Origin of the sequence: Pseudomonas sp. RGM2987 (assembly GCF_022952855.1) — a bacterium.
GTDB lineage: Bacteria > Pseudomonadota > Gammaproteobacteria > Pseudomonadales > Pseudomonadaceae > Aquipseudomonas.
This window is the reverse complement of record NZ_JALJDX010000168.1, coordinates 18,616-35,503: the sequence shown is the minus strand read 5'-3', so window position 1 is coordinate 35,503 and position 16,888 is coordinate 18,616. Positions and strand designations below refer to the sequence as shown.

Here is a 16,888-nt window from a genome sequence, read left to right as displayed (position 1 = left end):
GTATCAGTCGACATAACTGTTAACTGACAAACCGCCTTCGCGAGCAAGCCCGCTCCCACATTTTTTATCCGCGTCAGCCCAGAAGTTCGCGCAACACCTGGGTAAACGCCCGGGCACTTTGCTCTTCCCCGGCATGCCGCCCATCGCGCACAACCCACCGCCCGGCCACCATCACATCGCGCACCTGACGATCCCCACCGGCAAACAACCAGCGATTGAGAATCCCGTCATCCTGGGCCGTCGCCAGGTATGGATCGTTGCCATCGAGCACCAGCCAGTCGGCGCGCTTGCCGATTTCCAGGGCGCCGATGGGTTGCCCCAGGGCCTGGGCGCCACCCTCCAGCGCCGCATCGAACAACGTACGGCCGACCATTGGTTGATCTGCCCGATACAAGCGGTTGCGTCGCTGGTCGCGCAGACGCTGGCCGTATTCCAACCAGCGCAATTCCTCCACCACACTCAATGAGACATGGCTGTCGGAGCCGATGCCCAAGCGTCCGCCTTGGGCGAGGAAATCCACGGCCGGGAAAATTCCGTCGCCCAGGTTGGCCTCGGTGGTCAGGCACAGGCCGGCAATCGCCCGACTTCTGGCCATGAGGCTGACTTCGTCGGCATTGGCGTGGGTGGCATGGACCAGGCACCAGCGCTGGTCCACAGCAGTGTTGTCGTACAGCCATTGCAGCGGGCGGGCACCGCTCCAGCTCAGGCAGTCGTCGACTTCCTTCTGCTGCTCGGCGATGTGGATATGCACCGGGCAATCGCGGTCGCTGGCAGCCAGCACCTCGTCGATTTGCTCGGGCGTCACGGCGCGCAGGGAGTGGAAACACAGGCCCAGCGTTTGCGCCGGTTGTGCGGCCAGGATCGGCTGCAATCGTGACTGAAGCTTCAGATAGTTCTCGGTGCTGTTGATGAAGCGACGCTGCCCGTCATTCGGCGCCTGGCCGCCAAACCCGGAGTGGCTGTAGAGCACTGGCAGCAGCGTCAGGCCGATGCCGGCCGCGCTGGCGGCCTGGCTGATGCGCAGGGCCAGTTCCGCCGGATCGGCGTAAGGCGCGCCGTCGGTGTCATGGTGCACGTAATGGAATTCAGCGACCGAGGTGTAACCGGCCTTGAGCATTTCGATGTACAGCTGTCGGGCAATGATGCCGAGCTGGTCCGGGCTGATTTTTCCAACGAGACGGTACATCAGGTCGCGCCAGGTCCAGAAACTGTCATTGGGGTTGCCCGCCACCTCCGCCAGCCCGGCCATGGCCCGCTGGAACGCGTGGGAGTGCAGGTTCGGCATGCCCGGCAACAGCGGACCGCCCAGCCGTTCGGCGCCGTCTGCGTGGGAATCTGCCTGGATCTGGGTCAGGACGCCCGCGGCATCGACTTCAAGACGTACATCTTTGGCCCATCCATTAGGCAGCAGCGCGCGTTCGGCAAAGAAGGCGGACATGGTTGAACCTCATCGTGCGTAATTTGTATATACATATACAGACGTTTGCCTGCCCGGTAAACTCCGGCAAGCTAATGTCCTGTTTCATAAATACGTTCTTTTTTGATGTGTGGCTCTTGTCGTCAGGCAAGGCGCCGCGACGAGTCATAGCAGGCTATGGCGAGGAGCGGCAACGCAGGATGACGGCAAGAGACGCCGTCAAAAAGGAACAGTATTTGTATACAGGACATTCGTAACCTTCATAAGCAGAACAGGGAACCGCCGTGCCGACTCCGCCTGCCAAACCGCCGCTGGCCGCAAACCTGGGTGACAGTCCGGCACCCTTGTACGCCCGCGTCAAACAGATGATCACTCAGCAGATCGACAGTGGAAACTGGCCGCCGCATTACCGCGTGCCGTCGGAAAGTGAACTGGTCAGCCAACTGGGCTTCAGTCGCATGACCATCAACCGTGCCCTGCGGGAAATGACCGCCGATGGCCTGTTGGTGCGCATGCAGGGCGTCGGCACGTTCGTCGCCGAGCCCAAGAGCCAGTCCGCGTTGTTCGAAGTGCATAACATCGCCGATGAGATTGCCTCCCGTGGTCATCGCCACACGTGCAAGGTCATCACCCTGGAAGAAGAGGCCGCCGGCTCCGAACGGGCCCTGGCCCTGGACATGCGCGAAGGGCAGAAGGTCTTTCATTCGTTGATCGTGCACTTTGAAAACGACATCCCCGTGCAGATCGAGGACCGTTTCGTCAACGCGCTGGTGGCGCCCGAGTACCTCAAGCAGGACTTCACCCTGCAAACGCCCTACGCCTATCTGAACCAGGTTGCGCCGCTGACCGAAGGCGAGCATGTGGTCGAGGCGATCCTGGCCGAGCCGAGCGAATGCAAACTGCTGCAGATCGAAAGAGGCGAGCCGTGCCTGTTGATCCGTCGTCGGACCTGGTCCGGGCGTCAGCCAGTGACCGCCGCGCGGCTGATTCACCCCGGGTCCCGTCATAGTCTGGAAGGGCGGTTTCACAAGTGAGCGACTTTAAGGTTTTACGCGCGGCGGATTACCCGCGTATGCCGTGGAAGAACGGTGGCGGTAGCACCGAGGAAATCACCCGTGATGCTGGCACCGGCCTGGAAGGTTTTGGCTGGCGCCTGTCGATCGCCGATATCGGCGAGTCGGGCGGTTTTTCCACTTTCGCCGGTTACGAGCGGGTCATCAGCGTGTTGCAGGGCGAGGGCATGACGCTCAATGTCGATGGTCGGACCACGCGGGCGCTGCATCCGCTGGATGCTTTTGCATTCAGCGGCGAGAGCCATGTGCATTGCACGTTGCTGGGCGGGCCGATTCGCGACTTCAACCTGATCTATGCACCGCAGCGTTACCGCGCGCGGGTGCAGTGGATGAAGGATGAGCAGCGGTTTTTCAGTGAGGCCGGGACGCTGCTGGTGTTCAGCGCGGGCCCGGCGCTACGCGTCAAGGTCAGCGAGCTCGACGCGGAACTAGGCCTCTATGACTGTCTGCAAATGAGCGATAACACCGGGTTGCTGGAGATTTCCACGAACGGCCAGTGCTGTGTGATCGAATTGACTGCCGTTGATACCCGCTAGATAGCTCTTTGTGGCGAGGGAGCTTGCTCCCGCTGGGGTGCGAAGCAGCCCTGGGTTTTTTGCGACTGCTGCGCAGTCGAGCGGGAGCAAGCTCCCTCGCCACAGAAGGCTGTGCGTGTTCCCACTGGAGCGCACCAACTTGTTACCGAATGCCCCAGCGTGGCGCAACAACACGCTTCTGTGACGTTCACGTCTCCTGCTAAAACCCCCCTCCCGAAATTTTCATCCAGCGCGCCGACCCATGCGCCACGGGCCTCGCAGCCATTTCTCAAGTCATCCTCCAGAAGCGCCTTAAAAAAGTTGGCCGCTTGATTGCATATGCTTGTACATACAAGTAAAGACGTATGCGTATGAGTCACCGATATTCAACGCAACGTTCGCAAAATCGCTGCCCGCTGCCCGGGCTGGTCTGGATTGATCGCTGAGGAGTTTCTGCTGTGACCGACGCTACCCGCAAACCTGAAAAATACCGTGACGTTGAAATTCGCGCCCCTCGCGGTAACACGCTGACCGCCAAGAGCTGGCTGACTGAAGCGCCACTGCGCATGCTGATGAACAACCTCGACCCAGAAGTGGCCGAGAACCCCAAGGAGCTGGTGGTCTACGGTGGCATCGGCCGCGCGGCGCGCAACTGGGAGTGCTACGACAAGATCGTCGAAAGCCTGACCAATCTGAATGACGATGAAACCCTGCTGGTGCAATCCGGCAAACCGGTGGGCGTATTCAAGACCCACAGCAATGCCCCGCGCGTGCTGATCGCCAACTCCAACCTGGTGCCGCACTGGGCGACCTGGGAGCACTTCAACGAGCTCGACGCCAAAGGCCTGGCCATGTACGGCCAGATGACCGCCGGCAGCTGGATCTACATCGGCAGCCAGGGCATCGTGCAGGGCACCTATGAAACCTTCGTCGAAGCCGGTCGCCAACACTACGACGCCAACCTCAAGGGCCGCTGGGTCCTGACCGCCGGCCTGGGCGGCATGGGTGGCGCGCAACCGTTGGCTGCGACCCTGGCCGGTGCCTGCTCACTGAACATCGAGTGTCAGCAGGTCAGCATCGATTTCCGCCTCAAGACCCGCTACGTCGACGAGCAGGCCACCGACCTGGACGACGCTCTGGCCCGTATCGAGAAATACACCGCCGAAGGCAAGGCGATTTCCATCGCGCTGTGTGGCAACGCCGCTGAAATCCTCCCGGAAATGGTCCGTCGTGGCGTGCGCCCGGACATGGTCACCGACCAGACCAGCGCCCACGACCCGCTCAACGGCTACCTGCCGGCCGGCTGGACCTGGGACGAATACCGTGCCCGCGCCAAGACCGAACCTGCCGCCGTGGTGAAAGCCGCCAAGCAATCCATGGCTGTCCACGTGAAAGCCATGCTGGCCTTCCAGAAAATGGGCATTCCGACCTTCGACTACGGCAACAACATCCGCCAGATGGCCCAGGAAGAGGGCGTCGAAAACGCTTTCGATTTCCCAGGTTTCGTCCCGGCCTACATCCGTCCGTTGTTCTGCCGCGGCATCGGCCCGTTCCGCTGGGCTGCGCTGTCGGGCGACCCACAGGACATCTACAAGACCGACGCCAAGGTCAAGGAACTGATCCCCGACGACGCCCACCTGCACAACTGGCTGGACATGGCGCGCGAGCGCATCAGCTTCCAGGGCTTGCCGGCGCGTATCTGCTGGGTCGGCCTGGGTCAGCGCGCCAAGTTGGGCCTGGCGTTCAACGAAATGGTGCGCAGCGGCGAGTTGTCGGCGCCGATCGTGATCGGTCGCGACCACCTGGACTCCGGTTCCGTGTCCAGCCCCAACCGCGAAACCGAGTCCATGCAGGACGGTTCCGACGCAGTCTCCGACTGGCCGCTGCTCAACGCCTTGCTCAACACCGCCAGCGGCGCGACCTGGGTCTCGTTGCACCACGGTGGCGGCGTCGGCATGGGCTTCTCCCAGCATTCGGGCATGGTGATCGTCTGTGACGGTACCGATGAAGCGGCCGAGCGAATCGCCCGCGTGCTGCACAACGACCCGGGCACCGGCGTGATGCGCCATGCCGATGCCGGTTACCAGATCGCTATCGACTGCGCCAAGGAACAGGGGCTGAACCTGCCGATGATTACCGGCAAGTAAATACAAACCCCCTTGTTGGGAGCGAGCCTGCTCGCGATGGCGTCGGCTCCGGCGCATGCATCGGCTGACAGACCGCTATCGCGAGCAGGCTCGCTCCCACAGAAAAGCAGCACCAGAGTCACTTCCAGAACAATCCACAGAGGTTGAACCATGGCTGTCACCAGCACACGCGCAAGTAGCAAGCCGTTGATCGAGAAACGGTCAATCGACTACATCCCGGAAGCGGAGCGACATGGACGATTGTTGAGCCAGTTCACCCTCTGGATGGGGGCCAACCTGCAAATCACGGCCATTGTCACCGGTGCATTGGCGGTGGTGCTGGGCGGTGATGTGTTCTGGTCGTTGATCGGCCTGCTGATCGGGCAACTGCTCGGCGGTGGCGTCATGGCGCTGCATGCCGCGCAGGGACCCAAGCTTGGCCTGCCGCAGATGATCTCCAGCCGCGTGCAGTTCGGGGTTTATGGCGCGGCCATCCCGATCGTGCTGGTGTGCCTGATGTACCTGGGTTTCACCGCCACGGGCACCGTGCTTTCCGGCCAGGCGCTGGGCCAGTTGTTTGGCGTCAGCGACAGTGTCGGCATTCTGATTTTTGCCAGTGTCATCGTGCTGGTCACGGTGCTCGGGTATCGGGTGATCCACTTCATTGGCCGTGTCGCCAGCATCATCGGTGTGATTGCCTTTGTGTACCTGTTCGCTCGCCTGATCAGCCAGGTGGATGTCGGCGCACTCCTGCAGATCCGCCATTTCAGCTGGAGCAGTTTTTTGCTGGCGGTGTCGCTCGCGGCCTCCTGGCAGATCGCCTTCGGCCCTTACGTGGCTGACTATTCGCGTTACCTGCCGAGCAAGACCTCTTCGGTGAAAACCTTTTTTGCCGCCGGCGCCGGTTCCGTCATCGGCGCACAGGTGGCGATGATCCTCGGCGTGTTTGCCGCCGCCTCGGCCAACGGGCAGTTCGCGGGTCACGAAGTGGCCTACATCGTTGGGCTGGGTGGTGCTGGCGCTACCGCCGCGTTGCTGTACTTCAGCATCGCGTTCGGCAAGGTCACCATTTCCACGCTGAACTCCTACGGCAGCTTCATGTGCATCGCGACCATCATCAGCGGCTTTCGTGGGCACCTGAACGTGACGCGCTTGCAGCGGCTGGTGTTCGTGCTGGTCATCGTCGGAGCGGCGACGCTGATCGCGCTGCTCGGCCAGCACTCGTTCCTCGGTGCGTTCAAGTCTTTCATCCTGTTCCTGCTGGCGTTCTTCACGCCCTGGAGCGCGATCAACCTGGTGGACTACTACTGCATCACTCGCGAGCGCTATGACGTGCCGGCACTGGCTGATCCGAACGGTCGCTACGGTCGTTGGAACCTCCTGGGGATCAGCGTCTATGCACTGGGTGTACTGATTCAACTGCCGTTCATCGCCACCAAGTTCTATACCGGTCCGCTGGTGGCGGCGATGGGTGGCGTGGACATTTCCTGGATTATCGGCCTGGTCGTTCCGGCAGCGTTGTATTACGTCGCCGCCAGGAAGTGGCACTGCGCCGTACCCGATCGATTGATCCTGCCGGTCGAGCAGGACACGGTTGACGCACAACCGAGCAGGGCGGGCCGCGTCCAAGCGGTCTGATGGGACGTTGACAGGGCTGGATGCCTCTTGACTGCCGTAAGCCAACTCAAATGATTAGGAGCGTCACACAATGAAATCGAACAAGACCCTGCTGACCACGTTGCTTTCCATGGGCCTGCTGGCCAGCGCCGGCGCCACGCAAGCGGCGGGTTGGTGCGAGTCGGGCAAACCGGTGAAGTTCGCCGGCCTGAACTGGGAAAGCGGCATGCTGCTGACCGACGTGCTGCAAGTGGTGCTGGAAAAAGGCTACGACTGCAAGACCGACAGCCTGCCCGGCAACTCCATCACCATGGAGAACGCCCTGAGCAGCAACGACATCCAGGTGTTTGCCGAAGAGTGGGTCGGCCGCAGTGAGGTCTGGAACAAGGCCGAGAAGGCCGGCAAAGTGGTCGGCGTCGGCGCCCCGGTGGTGGGTGCCATCGAAGGCTGGTACGTGCCGCGCTACGTGGTGGAAGGCGATGCCAAGCGCAAGCTTGAAGCCAAGGCGCCGGGCTTGAAGAACATCGCCGACCTGGGCCAGTACGCCGCTGTGTTCAAGGACCCGGAAGAACCGTCCAAGGGCCGTTTCTACAACTGCCCGGCCGGTTGGACCTGCGAGCTGGACAACAGCGAAATGCTGAAAAGCTACGGCCTGGAAAAAACCTACACCAACTTCCGTCCAGGCACCGGCCCGGCACTGGATGCGGCGGTGCTGTCGAGCTACAAGCGTGGCGAGCCGATCCTGTTCTACTACTGGTCGCCAACGCCGCTGATGGGCCAGGTGGACTTGGTCAAGCTGGAAGAGAAACCGGGCGTGGATAAAAGCGTGAGCATCAAGGTCGGCCTGTCCAAGACTTTCCACGACGAAGCGCCGGAGCTGGTGGCGGTGCTGGAGAAGGTCAACCTGCCGATCGATATCCTGAACCAGAATCTGGGGCGCATGGCCAAGGAGCGCATCGAGTCGCCGAAGCTGGCGAAGATCTTCCTGAAGGAACATCCTGAAGTCTGGCATGCCTGGGTAAGCGCAGACGCTGCCAAGAAAATCGACGCGGCTCTGTAGGTCGAATCTTTCCCGGCCAACCGTGGGGCTGGCCGGGACATTCACCGCATCCCCCTGATCGAGAGTCTCTTATGTTTCCCGAAAGCTTTACCTTTTCCATCGCCGACTGGGTCAACGGTTGGGTCGACGCGCTGGTGACGAATTATGGCGACGTGTTCCGGCACATCTCCGACACCCTGCTGTGGGCCATCGTCAACCTCGAAGGCCTGCTGCGCATGGCGCCCTGGTGGTTGATGCTGGCCATCGTCGGCGGCATTGCCTGGCATGCCACCCGCAAGGTCGTGACCACTGCGGTGATCGTCGGCCTGCTGTTTCTGGTGGGCGCGGTGGGCCTGTGGGACAAACTGATGCAGACCCTCGCGTTGATGCTGGTGGCGACGCTGATCTCGGTGTTGATCGGCATTCCACTGGGCATTCTCTCGGCGCGCAGCAATCGCCTGCGTTCGGTGCTGATGCCGTTGCTGGACATCATGCAGACCATGCCGAGTTTCGTGTACCTGATCCCGGTGTTGATGCTGTTCGGCCTGGGCAAGGTCCCGGCGATCTTCGCCACGGTGATCTACGCTGCGCCACCGCTGATCCGCCTGACCGACCTGGGCATCCGCCAGGTGGACGGCGAAGTGATGGAAGCCATCAACGCATTTGGCGCCAATCGCTGGCAGCAGCTGTTCGGCGTGCAACTGCCCCTGGCCCTGCCAAGCATCATGGCCGGGATCAACCAGACCACCATGATGGCCCTGTCGATGGTGGTCATCGCTTCGATGATCGGTGCCCGTGGCCTGGGTGAAGACGTGCTGGTGGGTATCCAGACCCTCAACGTCGGACGCGGCCTGGAAGCCGGGCTGGCGATCGTGATTCTCGCCGTGGTCATCGACCGCATTACCCAGGCCTATGGTCGTCCTCGGCATGAGGTGAGCAAATGAACAACGCAGCCATCAGCAAGATCGAAGTCAGGAACGTCTTCAAGATTTTCGGCAACCGGTCCAGGGAAGCCCTGGACCTGATCCGCCAGAACAAGACCAAGGACCAGGTGCTGGCCGAAACCGGTTGCGTGGTCGGGGTGAACGACCTGTCGCTGAGCATCGGCACCGGTGAGATCTTCGTGATCATGGGCCTGTCCGGCTCCGGCAAATCCACCCTGGTGCGGCACTTCAACCGGTTGATCGACCCTACCAGCGGCGCGATCCTGGTGGACGGCGAAGACATCCTGCAACTGGACATGGACGCGCTGCGCGAATTTCGCCGGCACAAGATCAGCATGGTGTTCCAGAGCTTCGGCCTGCTGCCCCACAAGAGTGTGCTGGACAACGTCGCCTACGGCTTGAAAGTGCGCGGCGAGAGCAAGCAGGTCTGCGCCGAGCGCGCGCTGCACTGGATCAACACCGTGGGCCTGAAAGGCTACGAGAACAAATACCCGCACCAGCTTTCCGGCGGCATGCGCCAGCGCGTGGGCCTGGCCCGGGCTTTGGCGGCGGACACCGACATCATTCTGATGGACGAAGCCTTCAGCGCCCTCGACCCGCTGATCCGCGCGGAAATGCAGGACCAGTTGCTGGAGCTGCAAAAGACCCTGCACAAGACCATCGTGTTCATCACCCACGACCTCGACGAGGCCGTGCGCATCGGCAACCGCATCGCGATCCTCAAGGACGGCAGGCTGATCCAGGTCGGCACGCCCCGGGAGATCCTGCATTCGCCGGCGGATGAGTATGTTGATCGGTTCGTGCAGCGCAGGGCTGCGGTGGTTTAGAGAACTCTGGTGACTGGGCGGGCCTCTTCGCGAGCAAGCCCGCTCCCACCTTGGAATGCGTCGCCCTGTGGGAGCGGGCTTGCTCGCGAAGGCGTCAGTAAAGCTGCATCAATGTTCAAGTTGTAAGCATGAGGTTAAAGATGTCCCAGGCTGAAAAAATCATCATCGCCGACACGCCGCTGCGCTGGCAGGACGTCGTCGCCGTCGCCCGCTTCGGCGCTGTGCTTGAGTTGTCGGCCCAGGCCTGGGCGCGGATCGACAATGCCCAGGCCATCGTGCAGCGTATCGTCGCAAGCGGTGAGCGCGCCTATGGCGTCAACACCGGCCTGGGGGCCTTGTGCAATGTCTCGCTCAAGGACGAACAACTCAGCCAGCTGTCGCGCAACACTCTGCTCAGCCATGCCTGTGGGGTAGGTGCGCCGCTGGCCGATGAACAGGTCCGGGCGATTCTCTGCGCCGCCATCCTCAACTACAGCCAGGGCAAATCCGGGATCCATCGGCGGGTGGTCGAAGCGCTGCTGGCACTGCTCAATCGCGGCATCACCCCGCAGGTGCCGTCCCAGGGCTCGGTGGGTTATCTGACCCACATGGCCCACATCAGCATTGCGCTGCTGGGTGTCGGCCAGGTCAGCTATCGCGGCCAGGTCGTTTCGGCACAGCAGGCCCTGGCCGCCGGAGGCCTGCAACCGGTGCAACTGGGGGCCAAGGACGGTTTGTGCCTGGTCAACGGCACGCCGTGCATGACCGGCCTCAGTTGCCTGGCCCTGGCCGACGCGACGCGGCTGGTGCAATGGGCCGACGTGATCGGCGCCATGAGCTTCGAGGCCCAACGCGGGCAGATCGCCGCGTTCGATGCCGAGATCATCGCCCTCAAGCCGCACCCTGGCATGCAGCAGGTCGGGAGCAACCTGAGGGCCTTGCTCGACGGCAGTGAAGTGATCGCCGCAAGCCTGGGGATTCGCACCCAGGATGCCTTGAGCATTCGTTCGATTCCCCAGGTACATGGTGCGGCGCGTGATCAGTTGGCGCATGCGCGGCAGCAGATCGAAACCGAGCTCAACGCCGCCACCGATAACCCGCTGCTGTTGGGTACACCGGATAGCTTCCGGGTCATGTCCCAGGCCAATCCCCACGGCCAGTCGGTGGCGATGGCCGCCGATCTGCTGGCGATTGCCATGGCCGAGATCGGCTCCATCGCCGAGCGCCGCCTCGACCGCCTGATCAACCCTCACGTCAGTGGCCTGCCGGCGTTCCTGGTGGCTAACCCGGGCGTGAACTCGGGGATGATGATCGTGCAATATGTCGCCGCTTCGCTGTGCGCGGAAAACCGGCAACTGGCGCAACCGGCTGTGCTCGACAACTTCGTCACCTCAGGGCTGCAAGAGGATCACCTGAGCATGGGCACCAACGCGGCCCTGAAGCTGCACCGGGCACTGGAAAACTGTACGCAGATCCTCGCCATCGAATACCTGCTGGCGGCCCAGGCCTTTGAATTTCTCAAGACGCAGCGTTTCGGTGCCGGCACCGACGTTGCCTGGAAGCTGCTGCGCGAGCAGGTCCCGGCCTACGACCAGGACCGCTGGCTGGCACCGGACATCGCCAGCGCCGCTGCGCTGCTGAAAGACCCGGCCGTGCTGCACAACGCATTACCGAATTTGAATTGATCAAAAAACCGCCAGCGTGCCAAGGCATCCATCGCCCATGAAGCGAGGATGACGGATAACGGAACATTCCGGAGCGACTGGCGGGTAAACAAGAAACTCTCAAAAGGAGCATGAAATGACCGCTTTGAACCTGATCCCCGGCCAACTGAGCCTGGCTCAATTGCGTGACATCTACCAGCAACCGGTGACCCTGAGCCTCGATGCCAGCGCTTCGGCGCAGATCGAAGCCAGCGTGGCCTGCGTGGAGCAGATCCTCGCCGAGAACCGCACCGCCTACGGCATCAACACCGGCTTCGGCCTGCTGGCCTCGACCCGCATTGCCAGCGAAGACCTGGAAAACCTGCAGCGCTCCCTGGTGCTGTCCCATGCCGCCGGCGTGGGCGAGCCGATCAGCGATGCGCTGGTGCGCTTGATCATGGTGCTCAAGGTCAACAGCCTGAGCCGGGGTTTTTCCGGCATTCGCCGGCAGGTGATCGATGCGCTGATCGCCCTGGTCAATGCCGAAGTCTATCCGCACATTCCGCTCAAGGGTTCGGTCGGTGCATCCGGCGACTTGGCGCCGCTGGCCCACATGTCCCTGGTGCTGCTGGGCGAGGGCAAGGCTCGCTACAAAGGTGAATGGCTGCCCTCCGTCGAGGCGCTGAAAGTCGCCGGCCTCGCGCCGCTGACCCTGGCCGCCAAGGAAGGCCTGGCGCTGCTCAACGGCACCCAGGTCTCCACCGCATTTGCCCTGCGTGGCCTGTTCGAAGGCGAAGACCTGTTCGCCGGCGCCCTGGCCCTGGGCAGCCTGACCGTGGAAGCGGTACTCGGCTCGCGTTCGCCGTTCGATGCACGTATCCACGCCGCTCGCGGGCAGAAAGGCCAGATAGATGCCGCTGCGGCGTACCGCGACCTGCTGGGCGAGCGCAGCGAAGTGTCCGACTCGCACCAGAACTGCGACAAGGTCCAGGACCCGTACTCCCTGCGCTGCCAGCCGCAAGTGATGGGCGCCTGCCTGACCCAGTTCCGCCAGGCCGCCGAGGTGCTGGTGATCGAGGCCAACGCGGTATCGGACAACCCGCTCGTATTCGCCGCTGAAGGCGATGTGATTTCCGGTGGCAACTTCCACGCCGAACCGGTGGCGATGGCCGCTGACAACATGGCCCTGGCGATTGCCGAGATCGGCTCCCTGAGCGAGCGGCGCATCTCGTTGATGATGGACAAGCACATGTCGCAACTGCCGCCGTTCCTGGTGGGCAATGGCGGGGTGAACTCCGGCTTCATGATCGCCCAGGTCACCGCGGCTGCGCTGGCGAGCGAAAACAAGGCGCTGTCCCATCCGCATTCGGTGGACAGCCTGCCGACCTCCGCCAACCAGGAAGACCACGTGTCCATGGCCCCGGCCGCCGGCAAGCGTCTGTGTGAAATGGCCGAGAACACCCGTGGGATCCTCGCGGTGGAATGGCTCGCAGCGTGTCAGGGCCTGGACTTGCGCGGTGGCCTGAAGACTTCGCCGAAACTGGAGCAGGCCCGCGGCCTGTTGCGTGCCGAAGTGCCGTTCTATGAGAAGGACCGGTTCTTTGCACCGGACATCAATGCGGCCAGTGAATTGTTGGCGAGCCGTTGTCTGAACGCGCTGGTGACGGCGAAGTTGTTGCCGAGCCTGTAACGGCCTCTTCGCGAGCAGCACACAGGATGTTGATCAGGCTCAATTCTGTGGGAGCGGGCTTGCTCGCGAAAGCGCAGGGTCAGTTTGCATCAATGTTGACTGTGCCACCGTCTTCGCGAGCAAGCCCGCTCCCACAGGTTCCGTGCAGTTCTTGTGGGAGCGAGCCTGCTCGCGATTCGATTTGGACGAGACGAGGAAACCCGGGATGAAAACCCTCTGGCAAAACTGCCACGCCGCCACCATGGCCCAAGGCGTCTACTCGATCATCGAAGACGCCGCCATCGTCACCCAGGACGAGCACATCCACTGGATCGGCCCGCGTGCCCAGTTGCCCACCGGCGACTACCCGGCGGTCCATGATCTCAAGGGCGCCTGGGTCACGCCAGGGCTGATCGACTGCCACACCCACACCGTGTTTGGCGGCAACCGTAGCGGTGAGTTTGAACAGCGCCTGCAAGGCGTCAGCTACGCCGAAATCGCCGCGGCTGGCGGCGGCATCGCCAGTACGGTGCGTGCCACCCGCGCCGCCAGCGAAGACGAGCTGTTCACCAGCGCCGCCAGACGCCTGAAAAGCCTGATGCGCGACGGCGTGACCACGGTGGAGATCAAATCCGGCTACGGCCTCGACCTGGCGAACGAGCGCAAGATGCTGCGGGTTATCCGCCGTCTCGGCGCCGAACTGCCGGTCAGCGTGCGTAGCACCTGCCTGGCGGCCCATGCATTACCGCCGGAATATGCCGAACGCGCCGACGATTACATTGAACACATCTGCACCGAAATGCTCCCGGCCCTGGCGGCCGAAGGGCTGGTAGACGCCGTGGATGCCTTTTGTGAGTACCTGGCATTTTCCCCGGCGCAGGTCGAGCGGGTGTTCGTCACCGCGCAACGACTGGGCCTGCCGGTGAAGCTGCATGCCGAGCAACTGTCGTCGCTGCATGGCTCAAGTCTGGCGGCTCGCTACCAGGCGCTGTCGGCGGATCACCTGGAATTCATGACCGAGGACGATGCCAAGGCCATGGCCGAATCCGGCACCGTGGCAGTGTTGCTGCCGGGGGCGTTCTACTTCCTGCGCGAAACCCAATTGCCGCCCATGGACGCCTTGCGCAAGCACGGCGTGAAAATCGCTGTGGCCAGCGACCTCAACCCCGGCACCTCGCCGGCGCTGTCGCTGCGCCTGATGTTGAACATGGCCTGCACCTGCCTGCGCCTGACGCCGGAAGAAGCCTTGGCCGGGGCGACCATTCATGCGGCCCAAGCCTTGGGCATGGCCCAGACCCATGGTTCGCTGGAAGCCGGCAAGGTCGCCGATTTTGTTGCCTGGCACATCGACCGCCCCGCCGACCTGGCGTACTGGCTCGGCGGCGAACTGGAAAAGCGCGTCGTGCGTCACGGCGTGGAAATCGATTGAGGAGAACGGTTGTGGAGAAGGTCCTGAATTTCAAGCAAGGGCGGGTGCCGCTGTTGATCAGCATGCCCCACGCCGGCCTGCGCCTGACCCCGGCGGTGCAGGCCGGGCTGATCCCCGAGGCGCAAAGCCTGCCGGACACCGACTGGCACATCCCTCGGCTCTATGACTTCGCCAGTGAGCTTGGCGCCAGTACGTTGTCCGCCGAGTACTCTCGGTTCGTCGTCGACCTGAACCGCCCCTCCGATGACAAGCCGATGTACGTCGGCGCCACCACCGGTTTGTACCCGGCGACGCTGTTCGATGGCGTGCCGTTGTTTCGCCAGGGACTGGAGCCGTCCACCGAGGAACGGGCGACTTATTTGCAACAGATCTGGATGCCGTACCACCAGGCCTTGCAACGGGAACTGGCGCGGCTCAAGGCCGAGTTCGGCTATGCCTTGCTGTTCGATGCCCATTCGATCCGCTCGGTGATTCCACACCTGTTCGACGGCAAGCTGCCGGACTTCAACCTCGGCACCTTCAACGGCGCCGCCTGCGACCCGACCCTGGCCGGCCAGCTCGAAGCCATCTGCGCCCGCCACGACGCATACACCCATGTGCTCAACGGGCGGTTCAAGGGCGGGCACATCACACGCCATTACGGCAACCCGGCCGAAGACATCCACGCGGTGCAACTGGAGCTGTGCCAGAGCACCTATATGGAAGAGTTCGAGCCGTTCAATTATCGGCCGGACCTGGCGGCGCCAACCCAGGTTGTCATTCGGGAGCTGCTTGAAGGCCTGCTGAGCTGGGGGCGAACAACCTACGGCAAGTGACCCGTGGCGAGGGAGCTTGCTCCCGCTAGAGTGCGCAGCGCTCTCCCGCTGTGTGGGCGGCTGCGCCCGATGCGTCGGACCGACCCAGCGGGAGCAAGCTCCCTCGCCACAACACTTGCCTCTGCCACCTTGGTCTGAGGCTGACACGCTTTGACTGCGCAGGGGACATGCTCATTAAGGTGATTCGGGTTTATGATGCCGGACGGCAGACTAAATAGAAGTCCCTACAGGGATGACTCGACCCCTTACGGAGCGCGCAATGCAGACTTTGTACCCGCAGATCAAACCCCATGCCCGGCACGATCTGGCTGTCGATGACACCCACACGCTCTACGTCGATGAAAGCGGTTCCCCGGAAGGCCTGCCGGTGGTGTTCATCCATGGTGGCCCGGGGGCCGGGTGCGATGCACAGAGTCGCTGCTACTTCGACCCGAACCTCTACCGGATTGTCACCTTCGACCAGCGCGGCTGTGGCCGCTCCACACCCCATGCCAGTCTTGAGAACAACACCACCTGGGACCTGGTCGAGGACCTGGAGCGTATCCGCAAGCACCTGGGCATCGAGAAATGGGTGCTGTTCGGCGGCTCCTGGGGTTCGACCCTGGCATTGGCCTATGCCCAGACCCATCCGGAGCGGGTACATGGCCTGATCCTGCGTGGGATCTTTCTCTGCCGGCCGCAGGAAATCGAGTGGTTCTATCAGGCCGGCGCCAGTCGCCTGTTTCCCGACTACTGGCAGGACTACATTGCGCCGATCCCCCTGGATGAACGCGATGACCTGCTCAGTGCCTTTCACAAGCGCCTGACCGGCAACGACCAGATCGCCCAGATGCATGCGGCCAAGGCCTGGTCCACCTGGGAGGGCCGCACCGCGACCCTGCGCCCCAATCCGCTGGTGGTCGATCGTTTCTCCGAGCCGCAGCGCGCGTTGTCGATTGCCCGGATCGAATGTCATTACTTCACCAACAATGCGTTCCTTGAGCCCAACCAGCTGATCCGCGACATGGGCAAGATTGCGCATTTGCCCGGCATCATCGTCCATGGCCGCTATGACGTCATCTGCCCGCTGGACAATGCCTGGGAACTGCACCAGAACTGGCCCAACAGCGAGCTGCAGGTGATTCGCGACGCCGGCCACGCCGCGTCCGAACCGGGTATTACCGATGCGCTGGTGCGCGCGGCTGCGCAAATGGCCCGGCGCCTGCTCGACCTGCCGCCCGAAGAAGCATGAAGGGCCTGTTGCAACGGGTGCGCGGCGCCCGGGTCGAGGTTGTGGGGGAGGTCGTGGGGGCCGTGGACCACGGCCTGCTGGTGCTGGTGGCGATCGAGCCCGAGGATACCCGGGCCAGCGCCGACAAACTCCTGCATAAGCTGCTTAACTATCGGGTATTCAGCGACGCCGACGGCAAGATGAACCTGTCCCTGGCCGACGTCGCTGGCGGTTTGCTGCTGGTGTCGCAGTTCACCCTGGCGGCGGATACCAAAAGCGGCTTGCGCCCGAGCTTCTCGACGGCCGCGCCGCAGGCTTTGGGAGAGGAGTTGTTCAACTATTTGCTCAGCCAGGCAAAACAGGTGCATGGCACAGTGGCATCAGGTAGATTCGGCGCCGACATGCAGGTGCATCTGGTCAATGATGGCCCGGTAACCTTCCTGTTACAGGTCTGAAAGTGTTTGAAACATCTTTTCGGCACGGTTTCGAGGCAAAACACGGAGTTTTCTCGAGAAATACTTTGTTGCCCCTGATGCGTTGTCACGCGGCCTGCTAGATAATCGCGCGCTACGGGGGATCAGCGGT

General features: G+C 62.6%; 14 protein-coding genes. 13 read left to right on the top strand and 1 reads right to left on the bottom strand.

Translation table 11 applies throughout. The features are described from left to right. Nucleotides 1-73: 73 nt before the first annotated feature. A complete protein-coding gene (locus RGM2987_RS08675) occupies nt 74-1,438 on the bottom strand; it encodes a formimidoylglutamate deiminase (protein ID WP_245139796.1) in 1,365 nt (454 codons plus the stop codon). A gap of 263 nt (nt 1,439-1,701) precedes the next feature. On the opposite strand from RGM2987_RS08675, the gene hutC reads away from it, so the two are divergent. The 13 genes from hutC to dtd all read left to right on the top strand — a co-directional run bounded on the left by hutC (nt 1,702) and on the right by dtd (nt 16,758). Next, nucleotides 1,702-2,451, top strand: coding sequence for a histidine utilization repressor (hutC, locus tag RGM2987_RS08670; protein WP_047699776.1), 750 nt, complete (start codon nt 1,702-1,704; stop codon nt 2,449-2,451). After that, nucleotides 2,448-3,026 (top strand): HutD family protein, encoded by a 579-nt coding sequence (locus tag RGM2987_RS08665; RefSeq protein WP_245139794.1) that lies wholly within the window; start codon nt 2,448-2,450, stop codon nt 3,024-3,026. Before hutC ends, RGM2987_RS08665 begins: the two co-directional genes overlap by 4 nt. Before the next feature lie 437 nt (nt 3,027-3,463). Next, nucleotides 3,464-5,152, top strand: a complete 1,689-nt coding sequence (gene hutU / locus RGM2987_RS08660; RefSeq protein ID WP_245139792.1) for a urocanate hydratase — start codon at nt 3,464-3,466, stop codon at nt 5,150-5,152. A gap of 150 nt (nt 5,153-5,302) precedes the next feature. Continuing rightward, on the top strand, nt 5,303-6,769 hold the full coding sequence (locus RGM2987_RS08655; RefSeq protein ID WP_245139790.1) for a cytosine permease: 1,467 nt from the start codon (nt 5,303-5,305) through the stop codon (nt 6,767-6,769). 70 nt (nt 6,770-6,839) lie between these two features. Then, nucleotides 6,840-7,808: an ABC transporter substrate-binding protein gene (locus tag RGM2987_RS08650; RefSeq protein WP_245139788.1), complete on the top strand. Its 969-nt coding sequence runs from the start codon at nt 6,840-6,842 to the stop codon at nt 7,806-7,808. 71 nt (nt 7,809-7,879) lie between these two features. Further along, entirely contained in the window at nt 7,880-8,731 is an 852-nt protein-coding gene (locus RGM2987_RS08645; protein WP_245139785.1) for a proline/glycine betaine ABC transporter permease, read from the top strand. Further along, the gene (locus RGM2987_RS08640; protein ID WP_245139783.1) at nt 8,728-9,558 is read left to right on the top strand and encodes a glycine betaine/L-proline ABC transporter ATP-binding protein; all 831 of its coding nucleotides are present in this window, start codon (nt 8,728-8,730) and stop codon (nt 9,556-9,558) included. The genes RGM2987_RS08645 and RGM2987_RS08640 overlap by 4 nt, the downstream gene beginning before the upstream one ends. A gap of 140 nt (nt 9,559-9,698) precedes the next feature. Further along, nucleotides 9,699-11,222, top strand: coding sequence for a histidine ammonia-lyase (gene hutH / locus RGM2987_RS08635; protein ID WP_245139781.1), 1,524 nt, complete (start codon nt 9,699-9,701; stop codon nt 11,220-11,222). A 115-nt stretch (nt 11,223-11,337) separates the two neighbouring features. Next, nucleotides 11,338-12,870 carry a histidine ammonia-lyase gene (gene hutH / locus RGM2987_RS08630; protein ID WP_245139780.1) on the top strand — a complete coding sequence of 511 codons (1,533 nt, stop codon included), beginning with the start codon at nt 11,338-11,340 and terminating at the stop codon, nt 12,868-12,870. Nucleotides 12,871-13,075: 205 nt separating this feature from the next. Next, on the top strand, nt 13,076-14,278 hold the full coding sequence (gene hutI / locus RGM2987_RS08625; RefSeq protein WP_245139779.1) for an imidazolonepropionase: 1,203 nt from the start codon (nt 13,076-13,078) through the stop codon (nt 14,276-14,278). 11 nt (nt 14,279-14,289) lie between these two features. Beyond that, nucleotides 14,290-15,093 (top strand): N-formylglutamate deformylase, encoded by an 804-nt coding sequence (hutG, locus tag RGM2987_RS08620; RefSeq protein WP_245139776.1) that lies wholly within the window; start codon nt 14,290-14,292, stop codon nt 15,091-15,093. A gap of 259 nt (nt 15,094-15,352) precedes the next feature. Next, the gene (pip, locus tag RGM2987_RS08615) at nt 15,353-16,324 is read left to right on the top strand and encodes a prolyl aminopeptidase (RefSeq protein ID WP_245139774.1); all 972 of its coding nucleotides are present in this window, start codon (nt 15,353-15,355) and stop codon (nt 16,322-16,324) included. Then, nucleotides 16,321-16,758: a D-aminoacyl-tRNA deacylase gene (gene dtd, locus RGM2987_RS08610; protein WP_245139771.1), complete on the top strand. Its 438-nt coding sequence runs from the start codon at nt 16,321-16,323 to the stop codon at nt 16,756-16,758. Before pip ends, dtd begins: the two co-directional genes overlap by 4 nt. Nucleotides 16,759-16,888: the final 130 nt, after the last annotated feature.

What these genes read in the sequence shown, in the direction of transcription:
- hutH (WP_245139780.1), top strand. Translation starts at nt 11,338, where the DNA reads ATGACCGCTTTGAACCTGATCCCCGGCCAACTGAGCCTGGCTCAATTG.
- RGM2987_RS08645 (WP_245139785.1), top strand. Translation starts at nt 7,880, where the DNA reads ATGTTTCCCGAAAGCTTTACCTTTTCCATCGCCGACTGGGTCAACGGT.
- RGM2987_RS08675 (WP_245139796.1), bottom strand. Translation starts at nt 1,438, where the DNA reads ATGTCCGCCTTCTTTGCCGAACGCGCGCTGCTGCCTAATGGATGGGCC.
- dtd (WP_245139771.1), top strand. Translation starts at nt 16,321, where the DNA reads ATGAAGGGCCTGTTGCAACGGGTGCGCGGCGCCCGGGTCGAGGTTGTG.
- RGM2987_RS08650 (WP_245139788.1), top strand. Translation starts at nt 6,840, where the DNA reads ATGAAATCGAACAAGACCCTGCTGACCACGTTGCTTTCCATGGGCCTG.
- RGM2987_RS08655 (WP_245139790.1), top strand. Translation starts at nt 5,303, where the DNA reads ATGGCTGTCACCAGCACACGCGCAAGTAGCAAGCCGTTGATCGAGAAA.
- RGM2987_RS08640 (WP_245139783.1), top strand. Translation starts at nt 8,728, where the DNA reads ATGAACAACGCAGCCATCAGCAAGATCGAAGTCAGGAACGTCTTCAAG.
- hutI (WP_245139779.1), top strand. Translation starts at nt 13,076, where the DNA reads ATGAAAACCCTCTGGCAAAACTGCCACGCCGCCACCATGGCCCAAGGC.
- hutH (WP_245139781.1), top strand. Translation starts at nt 9,699, where the DNA reads ATGTCCCAGGCTGAAAAAATCATCATCGCCGACACGCCGCTGCGCTGG.
- pip (WP_245139774.1), top strand. Translation starts at nt 15,353, where the DNA reads ATGCAGACTTTGTACCCGCAGATCAAACCCCATGCCCGGCACGATCTG.